The organism is Streptomyces sp. Act143, assembly GCF_003143935.1.
In the GTDB taxonomy this organism is placed as follows: Bacteria; Actinomycetota; Actinomycetes; order Streptomycetales; family Streptomycetaceae; genus Streptomyces.
On sequence record NZ_QFRX01000001.1, the window covers coordinates 4259432 to 4276360 of the forward strand.

32 protein-coding genes are annotated in these 16929 nt (G+C 71.5%); 5 read left to right on the plus strand and 27 right to left on the minus strand.

Annotated features, from left to right (window positions below; translation table 11 throughout):
- Window positions 1-11: 11 nt before the first annotated feature.
- The 3 genes from DI272_RS44560 to DI272_RS19035 form a co-directional block, all read right to left on the minus strand.
- On the minus strand, window positions 12-182 hold the full coding sequence (locus DI272_RS44560; RefSeq protein ID WP_181387245.1) for a hypothetical protein: 171 nt from the start codon (window positions 180-182) through the stop codon (window positions 12-14).
- A complete protein-coding gene (locus DI272_RS19030; protein WP_109496521.1) occupies window positions 179-415 on the minus strand; it encodes a hypothetical protein in 237 nt (78 codons plus the stop codon). The genes DI272_RS44560 and DI272_RS19030 overlap by 4 nt, the downstream gene beginning before the upstream one ends.
- A 306-nt stretch (window positions 416-721) precedes the next feature.
- Complete coding sequence (locus DI272_RS19035) at window positions 722-1093, minus strand: hypothetical protein (protein WP_109496522.1); 372 nt, start codon at window positions 1091-1093, stop codon at window positions 722-724.
- A gap of 143 nt (window positions 1094-1236) precedes the next feature.
- On the opposite strand from DI272_RS19035, the gene DI272_RS19040 reads away from it, so the two are divergent.
- The 3 genes from DI272_RS19040 (at window position 1237) to DI272_RS19050 (ending at window position 2574) form a co-directional block, all read left to right on the plus strand.
- Window positions 1237-1542: a hypothetical protein gene (locus DI272_RS19040; RefSeq protein ID WP_109496523.1), complete on the plus strand. Its 306-nt coding sequence runs from the start codon at window positions 1237-1239 to the stop codon at window positions 1540-1542.
- Window positions 1514-2146, plus strand: coding sequence for a hypothetical protein (locus DI272_RS19045; protein ID WP_109496524.1), 633 nt, complete (start codon window positions 1514-1516; stop codon window positions 2144-2146). The genes DI272_RS19040 and DI272_RS19045 overlap by 29 nt, the downstream gene beginning before the upstream one ends.
- Window positions 2147-2337: 191 nt before the next feature.
- Window positions 2338-2574 carry a hypothetical protein gene (locus tag DI272_RS19050; RefSeq protein WP_109496525.1) on the plus strand — a complete coding sequence of 79 codons (237 nt, stop codon included), beginning with the start codon at window positions 2338-2340 and terminating at the stop codon, window positions 2572-2574.
- Window positions 2575-2636: 62 nt separating this feature from the next.
- On the opposite strand, the gene DI272_RS19055 is transcribed toward DI272_RS19050, so the two are convergent.
- Both DI272_RS19055 and DI272_RS19060 read right to left on the minus strand, forming a co-directional pair.
- Window positions 2637-2879: a hypothetical protein gene (locus DI272_RS19055; RefSeq protein ID WP_181387246.1), complete on the minus strand. Its 243-nt coding sequence runs from the start codon at window positions 2877-2879 to the stop codon at window positions 2637-2639.
- A 42-nt stretch (window positions 2880-2921) separates the two neighbouring features.
- Window positions 2922-3251 (minus strand): hypothetical protein, encoded by a 330-nt coding sequence (locus DI272_RS19060; RefSeq protein WP_109496526.1) that lies wholly within the window; start codon window positions 3249-3251, stop codon window positions 2922-2924.
- Between the two features lie 99 nt (window positions 3252-3350).
- On the opposite strand from DI272_RS19060, the gene DI272_RS19065 reads away from it, so the two are divergent.
- Window positions 3351-3692: a DUF6233 domain-containing protein gene (locus DI272_RS19065; protein WP_181387247.1), complete on the plus strand. Its 342-nt coding sequence runs from the start codon at window positions 3351-3353 to the stop codon at window positions 3690-3692.
- A gap of 37 nt (window positions 3693-3729) precedes the next feature.
- Here DI272_RS19065 and DI272_RS19070 read toward each other — a convergent pair whose 3' ends face one another.
- From DI272_RS19070 to DI272_RS19175, 22 genes are all read right to left on the minus strand, one after another.
- Window positions 3730-4002: a WhiB family transcriptional regulator gene (locus tag DI272_RS19070; RefSeq protein ID WP_109496527.1), complete on the minus strand. Its 273-nt coding sequence runs from the start codon at window positions 4000-4002 to the stop codon at window positions 3730-3732.
- Window positions 3999-4460, minus strand: coding sequence for a hypothetical protein (locus DI272_RS19075; RefSeq protein WP_109496528.1), 462 nt, complete (start codon window positions 4458-4460; stop codon window positions 3999-4001). The genes DI272_RS19070 and DI272_RS19075 overlap by 4 nt, the downstream gene beginning before the upstream one ends.
- Entirely contained in the window at window positions 4451-6448 is a 1998-nt protein-coding gene (locus DI272_RS19080; protein ID WP_146238359.1) for a hypothetical protein, read from the minus strand. Before DI272_RS19080 ends, DI272_RS19075 begins: the two co-directional genes overlap by 10 nt.
- Window positions 6436-6687, minus strand: coding sequence for a hypothetical protein (locus tag DI272_RS19085; RefSeq protein ID WP_109496530.1), 252 nt, complete (start codon window positions 6685-6687; stop codon window positions 6436-6438). Before DI272_RS19085 ends, DI272_RS19080 begins: the two co-directional genes overlap by 13 nt.
- On the minus strand, window positions 6684-7217 hold the full coding sequence (locus tag DI272_RS19090) for a hypothetical protein (protein WP_109496531.1): 534 nt from the start codon (window positions 7215-7217) through the stop codon (window positions 6684-6686). Before DI272_RS19090 ends, DI272_RS19085 begins: the two co-directional genes overlap by 4 nt.
- Window positions 7214-7849: a hypothetical protein gene (locus DI272_RS19095; protein ID WP_109496532.1), complete on the minus strand. Its 636-nt coding sequence runs from the start codon at window positions 7847-7849 to the stop codon at window positions 7214-7216. Before DI272_RS19095 ends, DI272_RS19090 begins: the two co-directional genes overlap by 4 nt.
- Before the next feature lie 45 nt (window positions 7850-7894).
- Entirely contained in the window at window positions 7895-8143 is a 249-nt protein-coding gene (locus DI272_RS19100) for a hypothetical protein (protein WP_109496533.1), read from the minus strand.
- Window positions 8144-8192: 49 nt separating this feature from the next.
- Window positions 8193-8396, minus strand: a complete 204-nt coding sequence (locus DI272_RS19105; RefSeq protein WP_109496534.1) for a hypothetical protein — start codon at window positions 8394-8396, stop codon at window positions 8193-8195.
- The gene (locus DI272_RS19110; protein WP_109496535.1) at window positions 8393-8755 is read right to left on the minus strand and encodes a hypothetical protein; all 363 of its coding nucleotides are present in this window, start codon (window positions 8753-8755) and stop codon (window positions 8393-8395) included. The genes DI272_RS19105 and DI272_RS19110 overlap by 4 nt, the downstream gene beginning before the upstream one ends.
- A 97-nt stretch (window positions 8756-8852) precedes the next feature.
- Window positions 8853-9149: a hypothetical protein gene (locus DI272_RS44195; protein WP_146238360.1), complete on the minus strand. Its 297-nt coding sequence runs from the start codon at window positions 9147-9149 to the stop codon at window positions 8853-8855.
- The gene (locus tag DI272_RS44900) at window positions 9146-9544 is read right to left on the minus strand and encodes a DUF6283 family protein (protein WP_258314605.1); all 399 of its coding nucleotides are present in this window, start codon (window positions 9542-9544) and stop codon (window positions 9146-9148) included. The genes DI272_RS44195 and DI272_RS44900 overlap by 4 nt, the downstream gene beginning before the upstream one ends.
- Window positions 9541-9843 (minus strand): hypothetical protein, encoded by a 303-nt coding sequence (locus DI272_RS45385; protein WP_109496537.1) that lies wholly within the window; start codon window positions 9841-9843, stop codon window positions 9541-9543. The genes DI272_RS44900 and DI272_RS45385 overlap by 4 nt, the downstream gene beginning before the upstream one ends.
- Window positions 9840-10457, minus strand: a complete 618-nt coding sequence (locus tag DI272_RS19130) for a hypothetical protein (protein WP_109496538.1) — start codon at window positions 10455-10457, stop codon at window positions 9840-9842. Before DI272_RS19130 ends, DI272_RS45385 begins: the two co-directional genes overlap by 4 nt.
- Before the next feature lie 46 nt (window positions 10458-10503).
- Window positions 10504-11232 (minus strand): hypothetical protein, encoded by a 729-nt coding sequence (locus tag DI272_RS19135; protein WP_109496539.1) that lies wholly within the window; start codon window positions 11230-11232, stop codon window positions 10504-10506.
- A 79-nt stretch (window positions 11233-11311) separates the two neighbouring features.
- A complete protein-coding gene (locus tag DI272_RS19140) occupies window positions 11312-12028 on the minus strand; it encodes a hypothetical protein (RefSeq protein WP_109496540.1) in 717 nt (238 codons plus the stop codon).
- Window positions 12025-12510, minus strand: coding sequence for a hypothetical protein (locus DI272_RS19145; RefSeq protein ID WP_109496541.1), 486 nt, complete (start codon window positions 12508-12510; stop codon window positions 12025-12027). The genes DI272_RS19140 and DI272_RS19145 overlap by 4 nt, the downstream gene beginning before the upstream one ends.
- Window positions 12511-12512: 2 nt before the next feature.
- A complete protein-coding gene (locus DI272_RS19150; protein WP_109496542.1) occupies window positions 12513-12785 on the minus strand; it encodes a hypothetical protein in 273 nt (90 codons plus the stop codon).
- A 5-nt stretch (window positions 12786-12790) separates the two neighbouring features.
- Window positions 12791-13273, minus strand: coding sequence for a hypothetical protein (locus DI272_RS19155; protein ID WP_146238361.1), 483 nt, complete (start codon window positions 13271-13273; stop codon window positions 12791-12793).
- On the minus strand, window positions 13263-13727 hold the full coding sequence (locus tag DI272_RS19160) for a hypothetical protein (RefSeq protein WP_109496544.1): 465 nt from the start codon (window positions 13725-13727) through the stop codon (window positions 13263-13265). The genes DI272_RS19155 and DI272_RS19160 overlap by 11 nt, the downstream gene beginning before the upstream one ends.
- Window positions 13724-14146, minus strand: coding sequence for a hypothetical protein (locus DI272_RS19165; protein ID WP_109496545.1), 423 nt, complete (start codon window positions 14144-14146; stop codon window positions 13724-13726). The genes DI272_RS19160 and DI272_RS19165 overlap by 4 nt, the downstream gene beginning before the upstream one ends.
- Window positions 14143-15819 carry a hypothetical protein gene (locus DI272_RS19170; RefSeq protein WP_219933853.1) on the minus strand — a complete coding sequence of 559 codons (1677 nt, stop codon included), beginning with the start codon at window positions 15817-15819 and terminating at the stop codon, window positions 14143-14145. Before DI272_RS19170 ends, DI272_RS19165 begins: the two co-directional genes overlap by 4 nt.
- 115 nt (window positions 15820-15934) lie before the next feature.
- Complete coding sequence (locus DI272_RS19175; protein WP_109496547.1) at window positions 15935-16534, minus strand: hypothetical protein; 600 nt, start codon at window positions 16532-16534, stop codon at window positions 15935-15937.
- A gap of 165 nt (window positions 16535-16699) precedes the next feature.
- On the opposite strand from DI272_RS19175, the gene DI272_RS19180 reads away from it, so the two are divergent.
- On the plus strand, window positions 16700-16924 hold the full coding sequence (locus tag DI272_RS19180; RefSeq protein ID WP_109500918.1) for a hypothetical protein: 225 nt from the start codon (window positions 16700-16702) through the stop codon (window positions 16922-16924).
- The last annotated feature ends 5 nt before the right edge of the window (window positions 16925-16929 follow it).

The following is a 16929-nucleotide window of genomic DNA, read 5'->3' on the forward strand; positions in this document are numbered from 1 at the left end:
CCGGGCCGGGATCAATCGCCGCCCTTGCGCTTCGGGAAGCGGATGAGCGCCCTCTCCCCGAACCGAGCGACCTCGTACCTGTGCCGCCGAGCCCGCTCCTTGCTGGCAGCGGCCTCCTTCACGGCCTTCTTCTTGGCCTTCTCGATGTCCTTCGTGGACGGCGGCCAGTGCTTCGGACTCACTGCGCCACCCCCTCACGCAAACGGGCCGCATACGCGCGCCACGTCTCGCGGGGCTCCGGGGTGAGGATCAGCGGGATCATCCCCGCGAGCACCGTCTGGTCAGCGCCCTGCGTCACGGACTCCGCGACGTCCAGGACGACCGACATGGTGGCGACACCACTGGGGTCATCCCGCTCGATTCGGTCGGCCAGCGCCAACACCGCGACCGCGACCGGGTCACGCGGCTCGCTCATCGGCCACTCACCAACCCGCGCTGCACAGCCGCCTCAGCCGCCCGCAGCGCATCGACCTGCGACGGCGTGCGATCCTCACTGCCCGGACGAGAGTTCCGGTCCTCCTGGCACGCCTCAACCGTCGCCGGCGGCGTAGCCACACGGTTCGGCGTCTTCGTGTCGATCCGCCTGGTCACCGGCGACCACCCGCCTGAGCGGCAGCGGCACCGCCCGCACGAGCCAGCCCATTGCCGAGCTTCCCGTCCGCGCGCTTCTGCTCGCCGTTCCGGTACGCCTCCCGAGCCTTCTCCTGCTCCGACGGCGCGCTCACCGGCCCACCGCCTCGGTCAGCCCGGGGATGAGGTGCCGGTTGTCGCCCGACCAGTCGTAGCCGAGAGCCCTCGCCACCAGCGCGACATGCAGCGCGAAGTCGACACGGGTCACGCCGTCGGGGATGTCGCCCACAGCGACCGTGGCCGCGCGCTGGATCATCTCGCCGCCGCCGGTACCGCTCTCGAACCCGACCTCGTACACCATCGCGCCCAGCAGCGCGGCGAAGTCGAAGCTGTAGACCAACCCGCTCGGGCCGTCGACCGCGAGACGGCCAGCCACGCGGGCGAGCGCCACGCCGGCCTTGGACTTCTGTTCGTCGGTGAGGCTCTGTGCCCCGCTCGCGCGGAGATCAGTACCCTTGCTCATTGCGTCAGCTCCTGTGTGCTCAGGTCTGGCGTAGGGGCCCCGACCGGCTGATTGACGTCCTCCGGCCGGGGCCTCTCCTATGTGGAGATCACGAGAGTAGCCACTTATTTGCGTTGACGCAAATAAGTTGGAAGGATGGCGCAATGTCCGACTCCTCCGAGGAGAGAGCGAGCGAGGCGAAGGAGGCGAAGTTGGTGAGCATCCCCGAGATGCCAGACCTGTTGGAGGCGGCCGGATTGAAGCGCGTCGGCCCCGCCCGCATCCGCCAGCTCGCCGCCGAACCGGGCTTCCCGGCTCCGGCGTACGAGCGCGGCCGGCTGCGCCTGTGGGACTGGGCCCAGGCCCTCGAGTTCTTCAGCTCGCGGGTCGTGCGGCAGGGAGAGCGGACGGACCTGAAGCGCGACCAGGAGGACGAGACCGATGACCCAGCTGGAGGCGGTAGCGAGTGAGGAGCGCCCGGCGGCCGTTTATCGACTGTGGGCAGCTGATGAGGTGTTGCTCTACATCGGGTCGTCGTACGACCCAGACCGGCGCTGCGTGCGGCATCAGTCCACACCGTGGTGGTCCCGCGTCGTGCGACGGACGGACGAGTGGCACAGCACACGCAGCGATGCGTTCGCGGCGGAATACCTCGCCATCTGGCGTGAGGACCCGGCATGCAACGTGTGGGGCACACGGGCCTATGCGGGTCAGGCGCCACGCAAGGGTCGACGGTCGTACTTGATGTGGACCGGGAAGCGGGACGTCTGGCCAACCGACTTGGACCAGCTCAAGGCGGCGATGCAGGCATACGACGAGGCCGCAGCTTCACCAGATGACGTGATGCCTGAACTGAGAGAGCAGGGCGAGGCGATCGCCGCGCACCTCGGCGCTGCGGCCCGTGGCCTGGCCTGGGAAGGACGTCGGCGCCTGATCACGAAGCGGCGCCGGCGCATCGCCAGGGACCTGCGAGCGACCGGCATCACCAACGACGACCTGGCGCGGGTGATGGCCGTGGCGAACGCTCGCATCCTCAGCCTGCCGCACCTGTTCGACGACGAGGTGCTGACCTAGCCGGACATACACGAGCCCCCTCCCTGCGCTGCGGACGACTGGGAGGGGGCTCGTGGTGTGGTGCCGGGTGGAGTCGGCGCACATTCCGAAGGTAGCGCTGATGGTAGCAGTACGTGTGCGATTGGTGGCGGTGTGTGTTTGTCGGCTACGTTCCGGGGCCGTGGTGCTGGATTCTCCGAAGGGATCGACCTATGGCAACTCCTGAGCAGCCGCCTGCCCAGCCGTATGGGCAGATGCCGAACATCGTGATCAATAACGTGTCGTCGGCGTCGGCGTCGGCTTCGGCTGCCGCGTCGGCGGGGTACGGGGTGCGGCGTCGGCGGCAGAGCTTCTGGGTGCATTTCTGGTTGTTGTGGCTGACGTGCGGGATCGGCAACTACTTCTACGCGCGGCACGTCTCGAACTGGAATCGGGACCGCGGTCTGTGACGTGGTGATGCGGCGAGGCCCCCGCCGTGGTTGGGCGGGGGCCTCGTGCGTGCCTGCTGGTGTTAGGCGGGTGCCGGCTCGGGGTGGCGGGCGGCGTTCTTCGCGGCCTGCTCCACCTCGTAGCGGGTCATGGTGACGTCGTCGCGTTCGGCGTGCTTGGTGACGGCGGTCTGGAACTCGAACGCTGCCTCTCGCCACTTGGCGCGCTGGGCGTCGTAGGCGTTGCCGTCGAGGCCGGTGAGCTTTGCGCGCTCGGCTTCGGCGGAACGTTCCAGCTTGATCAGTTCGTCGGGGATGTCTGCCACGACGGCGATCCTAAGCGGAGGTGACGGCGGGCAGGTCAGGGACTAGGAGCGGTCGGGTTCCGGGTCGGTGTCGGGGTCCGGGTCGGCGTCGGGGTCCGGGAGGTTGATCGACAGCTCGGTGAGGAACTCGCGGGCGATCCGGTCTACTTCCTGCGGATTGCTTGCGCCGCGGGCGTTCGCCACCTCCGCGACGAGGAAGTGGCTCAGGTTGAGCAGGCCGGCGATGGCGAAGTTGCGGTCAGGGCCGCCTGGTCCGTCGAGGACTTGGGTGATGTGCGCTGCTGCGGCCGGCCGGTCGTGGTCCATCCAGAGGCCGAGGAACTCGATGGCGAGCCGGGTGGAATCCTGCGGCCCTTCGTACGAGTAGGTCATGTCGCCAAGGTAGGCGTGTCGTGGCGACGTGGCATCCGCTGGTCCTCCGACTGCGGGTGCGGGGTGCCGTGGGTCTATAGCCAATATATATTCGAACGCGTGAGCGAGCCTTCGCGTCTGGAGTTGCTGTACTTCACCCGGCGGGTGGTGGTGCAGCAGGCGACGGCTGCTCTGCGGCAGATCGACGGGTGGATCGCGGCGGAGGAGCGGCGGGAGGCGGAGCGGCGGCGTGCGGAGGAGCGGCGGCCGCCTCCTCCGGAGTGGTGGATCGAGCGGGGGCTGAACAAGAACAACCTGGTCGCGGTGCATTGCGGGGACTGCTGGGATCCGGGCAAGCGGCGGGTGGCGGCGACGCGGGAGCAGGCATTGGAGGCGTTGCGGCAGCTGGTTCCGGCGTGTTCGAGGTGTCGGCCGGATTCGGCGCTGGGGTTTCTGGAGTAGCGGCCGGGGCCCCGCTGGTGGGCGGGGCCGGGCCGGGTCAGGTGTGGGCGGTGGTGCGGTCGCGGGCGAGCTGGTCGCGTTCGTCGACGGTGAGGCCGCCCCAGATGCCGTCGCGGAAGTCGTTGGCGATGGCGTAGTCGGTGCAGGCTGCGCGGACGGGGCAGCGGGCGCACAGGGCTTTGGCGGCGGTCGTCTTGTCCTTTTGCGGGGTGGTGCGGCTGGAGTCGACGAACAGGTCGGGCCGGTCCTTGCAGGGGGTGGCGGGCTGGGTGCTGGGGACGGCGTCGAGGAAGTGGGGCAGCGCCGTCATGGTGTGCGCCCCACGGCGGCGACGAGGGCGGCGACGGCGATCCAGCCCTTGTGCCACGCCTGGTCCATGAGGGGTCCGGCTGCGGGGTCGCGGGTGAGCCAGCCGGTGTGTCCGGTGGCGTGGGCGAGGCGGACGACGGGTGGTGCGGCGGGGCTGGGGTCGGTCCAGCGGCCCATGCCGCGGTCGGCTGCGTAGTGGGTGAGTGCGCTGATGGTGAGGCCTGCGGCGATGCGGCCGGGGGTGAGGCGCAGGCCGAGGCAGTGGTTGGCGGTGATGAGGGCGAGGGCCTGGACGGTGGTGTATCCGGCGACGTGCCGCAGGCAGGCTTGGGCGCCTTCTGGCCCGGGGTGTCCTTTGGTGATGGCGTCTTTGTCCTGCTGGGCCCAGTAGTCGCCGATTTCGTGGGCTGCGGTGAGTGCGGCGTAGGTGCTGGCGAAGCGGGCGGCCCTCAGCGGCATGCGTGCTCCTTGAGTGAGGTCAGCTTGAGCTGGCCTGGGTCGCCTGCGTACAGGTTGAGGGTGGCGAGGATGCGGTGGCGGTTGTCGCCGCCGCGTAGGGGGAAGCCGGCTGCCTGCTGTTGGGCGATGTACTTGGCGGCGGTGATGGCGTTGGTGCGGAGGGTCTCGTAGGCGGTGGCGGCGGTGATGAGGTCGCGGCGGGTGGCGTCGCACTGGTCGCGGCGGCATTCGTAGCCGGGGTTGGGTGGGTCGCCGAGGAGGTCGCCGGCGGCGTGGCGGTCGGGGCATTCGAGGCGGGCGCAGGTGATGTGTCCGCCGTCGCCGAGGTGGAGGGTCTCGCTGCCGCAGGTGGGGCAGCGGCCTTGGACGCGGGGCTTGGCGTCGGGGGTGGGGAGGCTGCGGACGTGGGCGAGGGTGTTGCGCCAGCGTTCGACGGTGCGGGCCTCGACGTAGCCGGTGCGCAGGCTGGGGGTGCCGTTCATCTGGGCGGGGACGGTGAATTCGGCGAGGGCTTCGGTGAGGGCTGCGGCGAGTTCGCGGATGCGGTCGCGGTGGACGCTGGCCCATTCGACGAGGCGGGGGGCGAGGTCGTCGCCGATCTCCTCGTCGGTGAAGTAGCCGTCGTCGACGAGGACCTGGCGGGCGAGGGCGAGGCGGGTCCGGAGGTTTTCGGCGCGGTCCCAGCACTGGCCCCAGGCCGCCGCGGCGGCGCTGACGTCGTCGCGGCCTTGCATGAGCTTTTCGTGGTCGGCGGGGTCCATGTGGAAGTGGCCGCCGTCGGGGTCGACGTAGACGAGGGGGCTGTCCTGGCCGCAGGTGCAGCGGCTGTCGCCGAGGAGGTCCGGGGGGAGGTCCATCAGCTCGGCGACGGCGGCGCGCAGTCCGGCCCGCGGCATGAACCCGTCCGCGTCGGCGTCCGGACGTCCGGACGTGGCGTCCGGATGCGTCGTCCGGACGGTGTCCGTGCTGGTGGACGTGCTGCCGAGGACGGGCGGGCGGGAGCGTCCGGACGGCTGGGGGCCGGTGTCCGGGCGGGCGTCCGGACGTCCGGACGTGCCGTCCGGATGCGGTGTCCGGGCGGTGTCGTGGGCGGCGCGGGCGTCGGCTACGGCCTTCAGGCCCTCGGCGAGGGCGAGGGGGGCGAGGTGGCGGGGTACGCGGGCCTGGTATTCGACGCGGACGCCCTGCGCAGGGGGCTCGTCGGGGTCGGGGTGGGGGCGGGCGGTGTCCGGCCCGTGCGGGGTGGAGCCGCGGTCGCCGTCGCGCCAGCGCAGCAGCGACCCGTCCTCGGTCTGGCCCTCGTGCGTGTCGTAGTCGGAGGTGTAGTGGCCGGCTGCGAGCGCGCAGTGGGCGCGGCCGTGGAAGGCGTCGTGCCCGGTGGCGGTGCAGCGGGCTTGGCGGGAGCGGGCGCAGATGTCCTGGCCGCAGTCGCAGTTCGCGCATCCGGCGCAGAACGGCTGGTCCTTGAAGTTCTCGTAGACGACTGGCCCGCCGCCGCACACGATGCAGCGGGTGGCGTCGGGTTCGCGGTCGAGGGCCTTCGTGATGGTGGCCTCGGCCCGCTGGTAGCCGTCGTTGTCGGTGGCCGGGTCGAACTGCCAGGGCTCACCCTCGGCGTTGGACACCAAGCTCCAGCCGTACGCCTGGCCGTGCTCGTCGAGGTGGAGGGCGAGGGCCAGGCCGCGGGGGTGGAGCGCGGTCCGGTTGATCAGCCACAGCAGGCCGGAGTCCCGTAGTTCCGCGAAGGAGCGGGCCCGGCTGTCGACGTCGGGGTGCGGGCCGTCCCCCGCGGGGGCGGCACCGGCGACGTCGAAGGCTTGGGGCAGGACTTCGGTGCCGCCTTCGGGCATCTGCAGGACGATCGACGGGCAGTCCATGAGGCTGGCGAGCTGCCCGTGCCAGACACGTTCCGGCGCGCTGGGGTGGGTGACGGTGACCCACTGGCCGAGGAGGCCGAGGAGCGTGGAGTGGTCGGTCACTTCAGCCACCAGGCGGGCGCGTCCTTGGTGATGAGGGTGAGAAGCCAGCCGGGCCGGTGCGGGGTCGGCATGGCCCATCCGTCCTCGCCGGCCGGGACGGTGACGAGGACGCTCGCGGCGCGGCTGGTGAGCTTCTGCCAGGTGACGGTGACGGTCTCCGCCTCGACGTTCAGCTCGGCGGCCTGCTCGGGCGTGACCCGGTACCGCTTGATCGAGGTCTCCAGGGCTTCCAGCAGTTCACAGGTCATCGGCTCGACTCCTTGCTGTCCGTCAGGCGGGCTTGTTCGCACGCCTCTTCGTCTTCGCGGGTGGCGTGGGTTTCTTCGCAGGTCGGGGTCTGCGGGGTGGCGGTGGTCTGGGGGCGGCCGTCGTTGTACTGCCACAGCGGGTGGTCGGGGCGGGCGGTGATGCGCAGGCAGGCGTGCAGGCGCAGGGCCATGGAGTGGAGGACGGCGGCGTCGAGCTCCACCGGGTACGGGGTGGAGTTGTCGAGCGCGTACACGAGGGCGTCGATGGTCATGCCGGGCCGGGCGACGGCGAGGGCCTCGTCCCACTTGTAGGTGCAGCGGGCGCACTCGCGTTCCAGCCGCTGGGGGCGGGCGCCTCGGCGGGTGGTGCCGTTGAAGTCGGTCTGGACGGTGTTCGGGGGCAGGGCGGCCCGGAACCAGGTGAACGCCTCGTTGTTCTGGCACATGGGGCAGACGGCTTCTTCGGCCGAGTAGGGCGGCAGCATGCCGTCGTCCGTGTCGTCGGGTTGGGTGCAGATGTCGGTGCTCATGCGCTCGCGCTCTCCAGGACCTGGGCGACGGCCGCGCGCAGCCTGGGCAACGGGACGCCCCGCTCGCCTCCTACGAACAGCCGGTGCAGGAAGTCGAATTCGTCGAGGTTGTTCGGTTCGGTGATGAGCGGTTCGCCGGGGGCCGGTTCGCGGTGGGTGGCGCGGCCGGCGGCCACGGTCCACTCGGCGGCGAGTTCGCCGCTGCCTTCGTCGGTGACGAGCTGGGCGCGCAGGTCGAGGTACGGGAAGGCTGCGGCGATCTGCTGCCATTCCTCGGTGACGGACTCGACGTCCGGCCACTTGCCGATGTTGTAGTTCGTGGAGCCGATCGTGCCGTCCCAGTTGCACCAGCCGTGGGGGCCGCCGATCCACGACGAGGCGATGCGGGAGGTGTAGAGCCACTCCAGGTCGAGGCAGCGGAGTCGTTCGACGGCGGCCTTGGTCGAGTCGGGCGTCCAGAAGCCGTGAGGGCCGTTCTCCATGCCGAGGACTTCGCCGACGATCGCTGTCCACTCGCGGTCGTTGGTGTGCATGAGCCACAGGTTCGCGGTGCGGATCAGGATGTCGTTGGCTTGCTCTTCGGTGACGGGCTGGCCGGTGACGAGGAGGCGGGGCCACTTGGTGAGTTCCACGATGCGGGTCTTTCGGTCGTGCGCCGGGATGGCGGGTGGGAGGGGTCAGGCGTGGCGGCGGGCGGGCGGCCCGTAGGGGCTCATCCAGGCGGGCCGCTGCCGGGCGTTGGCTGCGCCGGCCGGGGCGGCGGTGTTCATGCGGCGGAAGGCGTCGGCGACGGCGAGGGCTGTGCGGGCGAGCCGGCGGGCCATCGCGCGGAAGGTGTCGAGGAGCCGGGAGAACCAGGCGCGGGCGCGTTCCAGGTGCTCGGTGACGGCGACGGCCTGCTCGGGGCTGAGGCGGAACAGCTTCACGGGGGGGGCCTTCCAAGGGGGTGGGGGCGGCTGGGTGGGGCCGCCGGGGTCAGCGGGGGTCGGTCCAGCCGAAGGGGGATTCGCCGCGGTCGGTGTCGACGGGCAGCTCGGCGGTCTGGCGGAGGGTGCAGGTGACCCGGGCCGGGTCACGGGTGAACAGGTCGGTGTCCGGCAGGTCGGCGGGCAGCGTCAGGCAGCAGCTGGTGTACGAGCCGCCGGTGGGCGGCATCTGGTGCATGACGCCGGGGGTCACGTGAAGCTCCAGCGGCGCTGCGGGCACCAGTCGTCGTGCTCGGCGCCGGCGGTCGTCCAGTAGAGGTTGCAGCCGCAGCCGGTGGCGCGGACTTCTCGGCGTGCCGCCCGTGCGGCGCGCAGCTTCCCGACCGGCTTGGCCTGCCTCCCGCGGCCGGGGGTGTCGAGGTCGTCGGTGTAGTCGCCGGGCTGGGTGCGGCTGAGTTCGCGGAGCATCCCGGCCAGGAGCAGGGCGGCGAGGGCGTACTCGGCGGCGGCGTCCAGCCAGCGGGCTTCGTTGACGCACTGGCCGCCTCTGGCGATGGCGAAGACCATCCCGAGGCCGGAGAGGACGGCGAGGGCCTTGCTGGTGCGGGTCATCGGGTCCGCCTCCGCCAGGTGCGGGCCGCGCGGCGGCAGCCGTAGCCGGTGAGGGGGCAGGCGATGGGGGCGGCGAGGGCGAGGGCGGTGAGGGTGGTCATGCGGTGCCTCCTGCCGGGGTCTTGCGGTACACCAGCTCGCTGCGGGTGGGCGGCTGCTCGTGGGCGGGCCGGCCGCCCTGCTGCGGGCAGGTGCAGCCGTCGACCGGGGACCAGGACGGGCAGGCAGAGACGGTGCTCGCGCGGCAGCAGCACGGCGCGTTGCAGGTGACCGCGTCGCAGCCGCACGGGCCGGGGTCGTGCCAGCCGGTCACCCAGTGGCCGCACTGCTCGCACTTCAAGTACGGGTTGGCGAGGGGGATGTAGACGTGGGTTCGGGTGAGGGTGTGGCTCATGGCGCGGTCTTTCGTGCGGGGCGACGTAGTGTGCACGTTTCGCCTTCGGGCGCGGCCTGTCGTGCGGCCATTTCGGTGTACGAGGCGAACAGCGGCGGCCAGTCCTCCCCCGGCGCCAGGGCCTCGCGGGGCAGCCGGTGCTGGGCGACGGCGACGCGGACGCCGATGTGGGCGTGGCCGACGGAGGCGAGCCAGCCGGCGCACGCCTTCTCCCGGCCCTCGGGGCTCTTGTGGCAGGCGAACAGCGGCGCGTCGAAGGACGGCTGATCGTCCTCGCCCTGGGGGCTGGTGCGGCGCAGCGCGTCGAAGCGTTCCTGCGGGAACTCGCCGGGCTCGACGTCCATGCGCCACGGGCAGCGGCCGCAGGGCCGTTTCTTCCGGGGCAGCTCGTTCACGCGGCACCTGCCATGGGGGCGGTGCGGCGTACGCCGTGGAACTTGCGTGCCCAGCGGCGCAGCCTGCGGCGCGGGCCGTCGCCGCCGCCGCGGTTCCACCACACCCACGCGAAGAGCGCGGCGAACCCGGCGTCCCATGCCGCCCCGGCCGGGCTGCCGTTCGCGGCGTGCCCGGCAGCACCAACCAGGTATGCCAGAGACAGCACGCCGAAGCCGGTGGTGACGCGGCCGGTGACGATGCAGGTGACGGCGGAGGCGACGAGTGCCCAGGAGGCGACGCCGAGGGCGAGGGCGATCACCGGTTCACCGCCGATCCGCCCGGCCGGAGGATGGCGTCGGCGAGGTCGACGGCGGCCTGAGCGAGCGAGTCCTCGACGAGGCCGTGCTCCTGGTGCACCGTCTCGAACGCCTCGTGCAGGACACCGGCGAGGGCGCGGCCGACCTCGGGGCCGACCGCGGCGATGTAGGCGGCATCGGCCATGGACTGCTGATGGTCGGCGGGGCCGGTTGCGGCGACACACACCGGGCGGTCGACCGTGCCAGCCGCCACGAACTCCTCGCCGAAGTGCGGGCCGGGGCCGTTCCACATCTTGTCGGGGTCGTACCACCAGTCGCCGGAGGTGGCGCCGTTGACGAGTGGCATCAGCAGGCTGTGAGCGGTCTGCAGGCGCAGGTCCGCACGGACCCGGGCGTCGTCGGCGGGCTCGTGCCCGTTGACGGCGACGACGAGCCGCGGCTTGATCTTGCTGCCACTGCACGCGGCGCAGTAGTCACGGCCGTTGACGTGCCGCCAGCCGTTGACGGCGCCGATCTGGCGGGCCTCCTCGACGGTGAGGCCGTCGGTGAGGAGGGAGGCCGCGCAGGTCGAGAACCCGCGGGTCGTATTGCAGTGGAGGGTGACGCTGGTGCTCAACGGTGGTCGCCTTCCTCGGGCTGGCACAACTCGTGCGTGCGGGCGGTCACTTGCGGCCGTTGCCTTCCGGGTCGAGGCCGTAGGCGTAGGCGTTGAGCCAGGAGACGCCGCCGGCGAAGCCCTGGCCGAAGTCGTGTCCGGCGTCGGCGGTGACGTAGCTCTGGACCATGCGCATCGCCACGGCGAGGGCGCGGGCGTGGTGGGCGAGGAACTCGCCCGCCCACTGTTGGGCGTCGGAGTCGCGGCAGCCGGATTCGACGTACGTCTCGGCGAGGGACTTGCGCAGGTCGGGCAGGTCGTCGGTGAGCAGCTGCTGGCCGGTGACGGCGGCGATCAGGTCGCGGTACTCCTTGGCTGAGCCGATGTGGTGGCAGGGGCACTGCGAGCCCTGGGGTGCGGCGTGGCAGCCCGCGTCGCAGACGACGGGGTGCGGGTCGGTGCAGTCGCACGCCTGGACCGCGCGCACGAGCAGCCAGGCGCTTTCCTGCCGGTCGACCTTGGACAGGTCGTCGTCGACGTCGCCGGTGAACAGGGCCTGCCGGGTGGGCTGGGCTCGTCGGACGAGGAACACCCGCTCTGCGGTGATCCACTTCTCTTCGCCCTTGAGCGGGCCGCGCCCGAGCGGGATCGAGTCGGCTTGCAGGAGCACCTTGACCTTGCTCGCGCCGATCTGGACGAGTTCGCCGAGGATCGTTGACAGCGTGGACGTGGTGCCGCCGACGGTGTCGCCTTCGCGGATCCAGTTGCCGGCCGCGTCCTTCGTTGCTTTCTTCACGTGCTCTCTCCTGCTTTGCTGGGGGGGGTGGCTGCCGCCCCTGAATTCGGCTCAGGGGCGGCGGCCGCGGTCTGTTCGGTCACGGGCGGGCGGCGGGGGCGGGTTCGGCGACGTCGTAGCGGGCCAGCAGCGTCCGGCGGCAGCCGTTGCACAGCGCGAACTGCTCGGCCTCCTCCTGCGGCAGGGGCCGGCTGGCCTGGAACTCGCCGGGGCAGATGGTGCGGCCGTGGCCGTCGGGGATGTGCTTCACAGCGGTGCCGGGAGACCGGTTCACCGAGCGGGCGTTGAGCACGTACAGCCGGGCCTGGGTGTCGTCGACCGCCTCGATGGCGCCCTGCTCGGCGTACATGGTTTCCAGCGCGAGCGCGGTGTACCGCTGCGGAACGTACGGGGCCTCGTACAGGGCGACGCCGTGCTCGTTGACCTCGCGGGCCTGCGTCCACACGCGGCCGTCCGGGGTCCGCCAGGCCCGCGGGGACTCGCCGCCCCAGTGCGCGGGCTGGCTGCAGAACAGGCAGCGCAGGATGCCGTTGTCGTCCGGCTTGTAGAAGTGCGGCTCGGGCGTCCGCTGGTCGCCGCGCCGGTTCTGCGGGCACAGGACGGGCGAGTCGGGCCCCGGGATCTCGCCGGCCCGGCAGACGATCTCGATCTCCGCGCCGTCGGGGACGATGTTGTGCCAGCGGTCGCCGTCGCCGTTGCCGGTGACGACCATGCGGGCGTCGCCGTCTTCGGGCGCCCAGACGGCCGCGTAGGTGACGCGGACGATGTCGCCGGGCTGCGGGGTGAGGGTGCTCAACGGGGTGCCTTTCGGTTGAGGAGGGCCGGACCGAAGCCGATCCAGCGGGGAAGGACGGCCGGGGGCGTCTGGCCGGTGCGTTCGGCGGCGCAGTCGAGGAGGCGGTACAAGCCCGCGCGGCGTTCCTCCGTGCAGCGCTGGCCGGCCTGGACGTCGGCGAGGATCGGCCGCAGCGGGTGCACCTGGATGCGGATGCGGCCGCGGTCCCGGACGGTGCTGTGCCGGTCGCCGATGTGGAGCCAGTCCCCGGCGTCCAGGCCTGCGGCGAGGGCCAGGCCGTCGATCTGGTCGCCCAGGACGTCGCCGCCGTCGGTCCAGGCGTGCCACAGGCGGCAGCCGCCGTCAGGCCGGTAGAAGACGAGACCGAGGTAGGTCTCCGGTTCGCAGTCGTCCATGATCTCGCTGACGGCGGCGAGTTCCACGGGCTTCGGGTCACGGCTCGGGGGGCTGATGAACCCCGGCATGTGCAGGGCGGTCGACAAGGTCAGTCCTCCTGGTGGGGGTTGGTGTGCGGCTCGTTCTCGATCCACGCGGCCAGCGCTCGGGCGTACGCCCTGTTGGCCGCGCGGGCTTCGGCTTCGAGCCGGTCGGCCTCGTCGTGCAGTTCGCCCAGGTGAGGGGCGAGCCGGACGAGGGCCTCGTAGAGGGGGCCGGGCATGATCTCGGCGAGGCGGGCCGGGGTGCGCGTCATGCCCGGCCGGGGTTCAAGGCACAGGCGCAAGAAGTCGCGCACCTCGGCCTCGGTGTCGAACTGCAACAGAGTCAGCCTTTCTGCTGGTTGGGGTTGTTGCGCTGCTCGGCGATGACCACGCGGGTGGTGATCACCGCGAGTTCGAACAGCGCGAGCAAGCCGTCGATGAGCGCGTCGGATCCGGCCTCAGAACCGGTGGCGCCGTCAGCGAGCACGTTGAACAGGGCCATCGCCGTGTCCTGGTCGCGGTTCGCCCACGCCGTCGTGAACTGCGCGGCGAACGCGACGTCAGGCGGCAGGTCCTCGGGGCGCCCCGGCTCGCCGGTCACCACGTGGTCGATCTGGATGCCGAACATCGCGCCCGGCCGCTGATCACGGCGGGCGATATGCGAGGCGGCTTCCGCGAGCATCCCGGCGAGCGCGTACGTCGAGGCGCGCCCCTCCTCGATGAGCGGGGCCAGGAGCATGCCGCCGTCGACGTGGTCGCCCGCCGCCGCCCGGAGCAGGGCCTCGGCGACCACAAGCGGCGGCCGCTCGGACATGTCAGTAGCCACAGGTCTCTCCACAGTCGTCCCGGGTGCAGTCGTCGCTCGGCCACCTGTGGCCACCGATGTCCTCGTGGTCCTGGCCGTGGTGACGGGGCGCCAGGGCGCATTCCGTCTCGCCGCCGCCCCACGGCACGAAGTCCATGTGCGGGCAGCAGACCTTGGGCACGCGGGCGTCCCGCTCGGCCTCGGCCTGCATCGCGGCCTGCTCGGCGGCCCTCTTCGCCGCCCGGGTCGCCGCGGCCTTCTTCGCACCGGCCGACCGGCGGGCCTTCGCCTCCGGCCGGTTCCGCCACGCCACCCGGGCCGCCCGCACTTCCTGCGCGTGCCGGGCAGAGGCTGCGCCGAGCGCCTGGAACAGCACACCCACCGGGTCCACGCTGCGGCTCGGGTCGTGCAGCGCCCGGTCGAAGTCGGCGATCGCGCGCACGGCTTCCTCGCGCGGGGTCAGCTCCTCGCTCACGCCGACTCCTCGCTCAGCATCGGGTCGAACCGGCAGCGCAGCAGCGCCCGGGTCACCTGCCGCGCCCCGTACTGGCGCACGGCCTGCTCCTGGCCGTGCTCGGCCACGAACCGGCAGATCTCGTCCAGCGGCACCGCGTCAGCGACCGGCTCGGGCGCGGACACCTGCCCGCGCCGGCGGTTCGTCGCGCAGAACAGGCACGCCGCCCCGGTCGCCGGGTCGGGCGGGGCCGCCGGGTGGATCCGGCAGCCGGTCGGCGCCAGCTCGGCGCGGGCGTCGGCCAGCAGCCGGCGGGCCCGGTCGAGGCCCTCACCGATCTCGTCGAGCTGCTCGGGCGAGGCCTCGAACGCCAGCAGGTGCTCGCCGTGCTCGCCCAGGTCGCGCAGCGCGCCACCTAGCTCGGTCGTCGTGTGGGTCATCGCTCGTTCACTCCTGTGTCGTGGGGGGTGTCCCGGCGAGCTGCCTTGTCGGCACGGGCGCGGGCGATAGCGGCGGGGAGCGTCGCGGTCTGGCTGTCGCGCCATGCGCGGTACTCGTCGCTCGGCGAGCCATAGCCCGAGGCCGGGAGGACGGGCTCAGCGGCGCTCTGCTTCTGGGCGGGCTGCTGGGCGGCCTGGGAGCTGCGTTCCCGCCAGCGAGCCATGTGCTTGGCCACCTGGTGTTCGAGCTTCGCGCCGTACACGCCCCCGCGGCTGAGGTCGGCGCGGATACGGGACTCTTCCTCGGCGCGCTCCGCCTCCCGCCGGTCGGCGGCAGCAGCAGCGGCCCGCGAAGCGTCCGTCTCGGCCTCCCACCGCGCAGCGGCCTCGGCGGCTGTCTGGCGGACCCGTCGCTCTTCTTCGCGGCGCTCACGGCACGCGCGGCACGGCATCTCGGCGCCGATGATTTCGCCGTCCTCGCAGGAGGGGTCCGGACAGTCTTGACGCCGGATCGCCTCGGCAAGCCACGAGGAGCGGCTACGGATGCGGTCGTCGCCGGTGTATCCGGCCGCCGAGCGCTCCTCGGCGTTCTGGCCGTACCAGCGGCGGTTGATGCGGGCGATGACCTGGTCCGGGGAGCGGCGCGGGACACCGGCCGCCTCGTCGCCCGTCAGAAGCTCGTTGATCGCCCGGTGAAGCCCCGAGTACAGGCGGGTTCCCGGAGCGGCGACAGAGGACGGGATAGCGGCCCTGACGGCCTCGAAGCCGGGCACCTCACCGCGGGGGCGAGTCTTGACCAGCTTGGGCCGGGGAGAGGCAGTGCGCTGAGTGGGGATGTCGGTTCCTGACGCGGCGGAGCCGCCGCCCTCGAGTTCCCTTTCCTCCGGCGCGCTTTCCGGCGCGCCCGCACGTGCGAAACCACCTGCACCTTGGCCTTCGGCGTCAGCCACCGACGTCTTTCCCGAAACAGGCTCTAGAGCAACGACTGTGGAAAGGGCGTCATCCGTGACGTCACCGGGGACGTCGTGTGTGACGTGACAGGTACCGTCACCGGTGACGTCACCCCCCTCGGATTGATCGGCCATCGGGGTGACGTCACCAGTGACGCCACCCTTCTTCTTGGTCTCCGACCTGCGCTTGCGTGCACGGTCCTTACGACGTCGCTCCTGGTGTTCTTCCTGCTGGGCGTTCATCCGGGCCTCGTGAGCAGCCGTCCAGCCGGTCAGGTCGAAGTCGGGGGCGTTCTCCGCCATCCACGCCTCGACATCGAAGCCGGGGACCGTGTGCCCATAGCGGGCGACGAGCTGCGGCGGAGTGTCCGCCGGAGCGGGCATGCCGTGGATCAGCCACGCGTCGTGGACCAGGTACAGGTTCGCGTCGTTCTCATCCGACTTGCCGGCCACCTTGCGGCGGACGACGGTGATGAGCCCGATCTCCTGCTCCAGGTACTTCGCCGCGCGGTCGATCGTCTGCGGCGAGCAGTCGAGGTACCCAGCCAGGGCCTCCCGGTATGGGTAGCCCTGGCCGGTGTCCCGACCCTGGCAGTCCGCGTACGTGACGAGGAGGTCGTACAGAGACTTGGCCTTGCCCTTGTTCAGCTCAGGCTCGGAGTCCCGGATGACGCAGACGGCGAACATGCCGAACCGCAGGCCGCCCGCTCCGGGGCGGTTCACGGCGGGCCGGTGAGTGTTCGACGGGCGACGTGCGGGGCCGCGCTGGGTGCGGCTGAGTGAGCTGCTCACGCGGTCCTCTCTGGAAGTAGTGCCAGGTGTGGAATGGACGGACGGGTCAGGCCGTCGTGACGTGGCCGTTCAGCAGCCACCGGCCTCCGGGCGACGTGGGCGGGACGGCGAGGTTGACCACGTGGTTGTCGTCGAGGACCAGGTAGCCGCGGGCGTGCAGCTCGTGGATCTTGGCCGCGCACGTCTCCGGTGAAAGCTCGGTGGCTTCTTCGGACAGGCCCACCTCCGGGTGCTCCGCGCGGAGCTGGTCCAGGAACTCCTGGTCGGAGAGGTTTTCGACGAGCTGGGCCACCGGCATCGGGCGCACCCTGTCCGGCTCGCCCGTGACCGCCATGAGCAGCTCGCCCGCGGTGATCTGCATGTCGAGGTGCAGCGCGGCCATCGGCATGTCGCCGCCGTAGATGGGGCTGAGCCTCATCACGCGGTTCAGGAAGTCCTGTGCCTCCTGGCCGATCACGGCGGCCTGCTCCGGGGTGAAGGGGTACTCCGAGAACCCCTGGCCCTTGCGGGGGAGGGTGATCCATTCCTGGTACGGGGCGAACGGCGGCGCGGACCGCAGCAGGTTCTCCAGCTCCCGCTGCGCTCTCGCCTTCTGTCGGGCCAGCTGCTTGTTACGGACCGGCTTGGTCTTCCGGCTCTTGCTCATCGCGTCGTCCTTTTGGCTTCGAAGTTGGCCGCCTCGACCAACTTTGTGGCCACAACACTAGATCGTCTTGTGGCCACAAAACAAGTTCTTCGGCGTGTCGTTTGTGGCCACAACAGCCACTGGTGATGTTTGCGTTTTGTGGCCACGATCCCTAACCTCTGGGGCATGAGCGCCCAGCAAGAGACCGAGTACGACGAGCAGCGCAAGTTCCGCGCGCCCACGGAGGAGTGGAACGGCTTCGGGGATGCCACCCGCGCCGTACACCCCACGGGCCGCAGCCCCCGCGGTGCCGTCCTGCGCGAGTTCATGCGCTGGTACATGCGCAGGCCGGGCGCCAAGTTGCCAGCCCGCCCCGCAGCGGGCCCCTGGTCCGAGCCGTCCGACGACTGACCCCG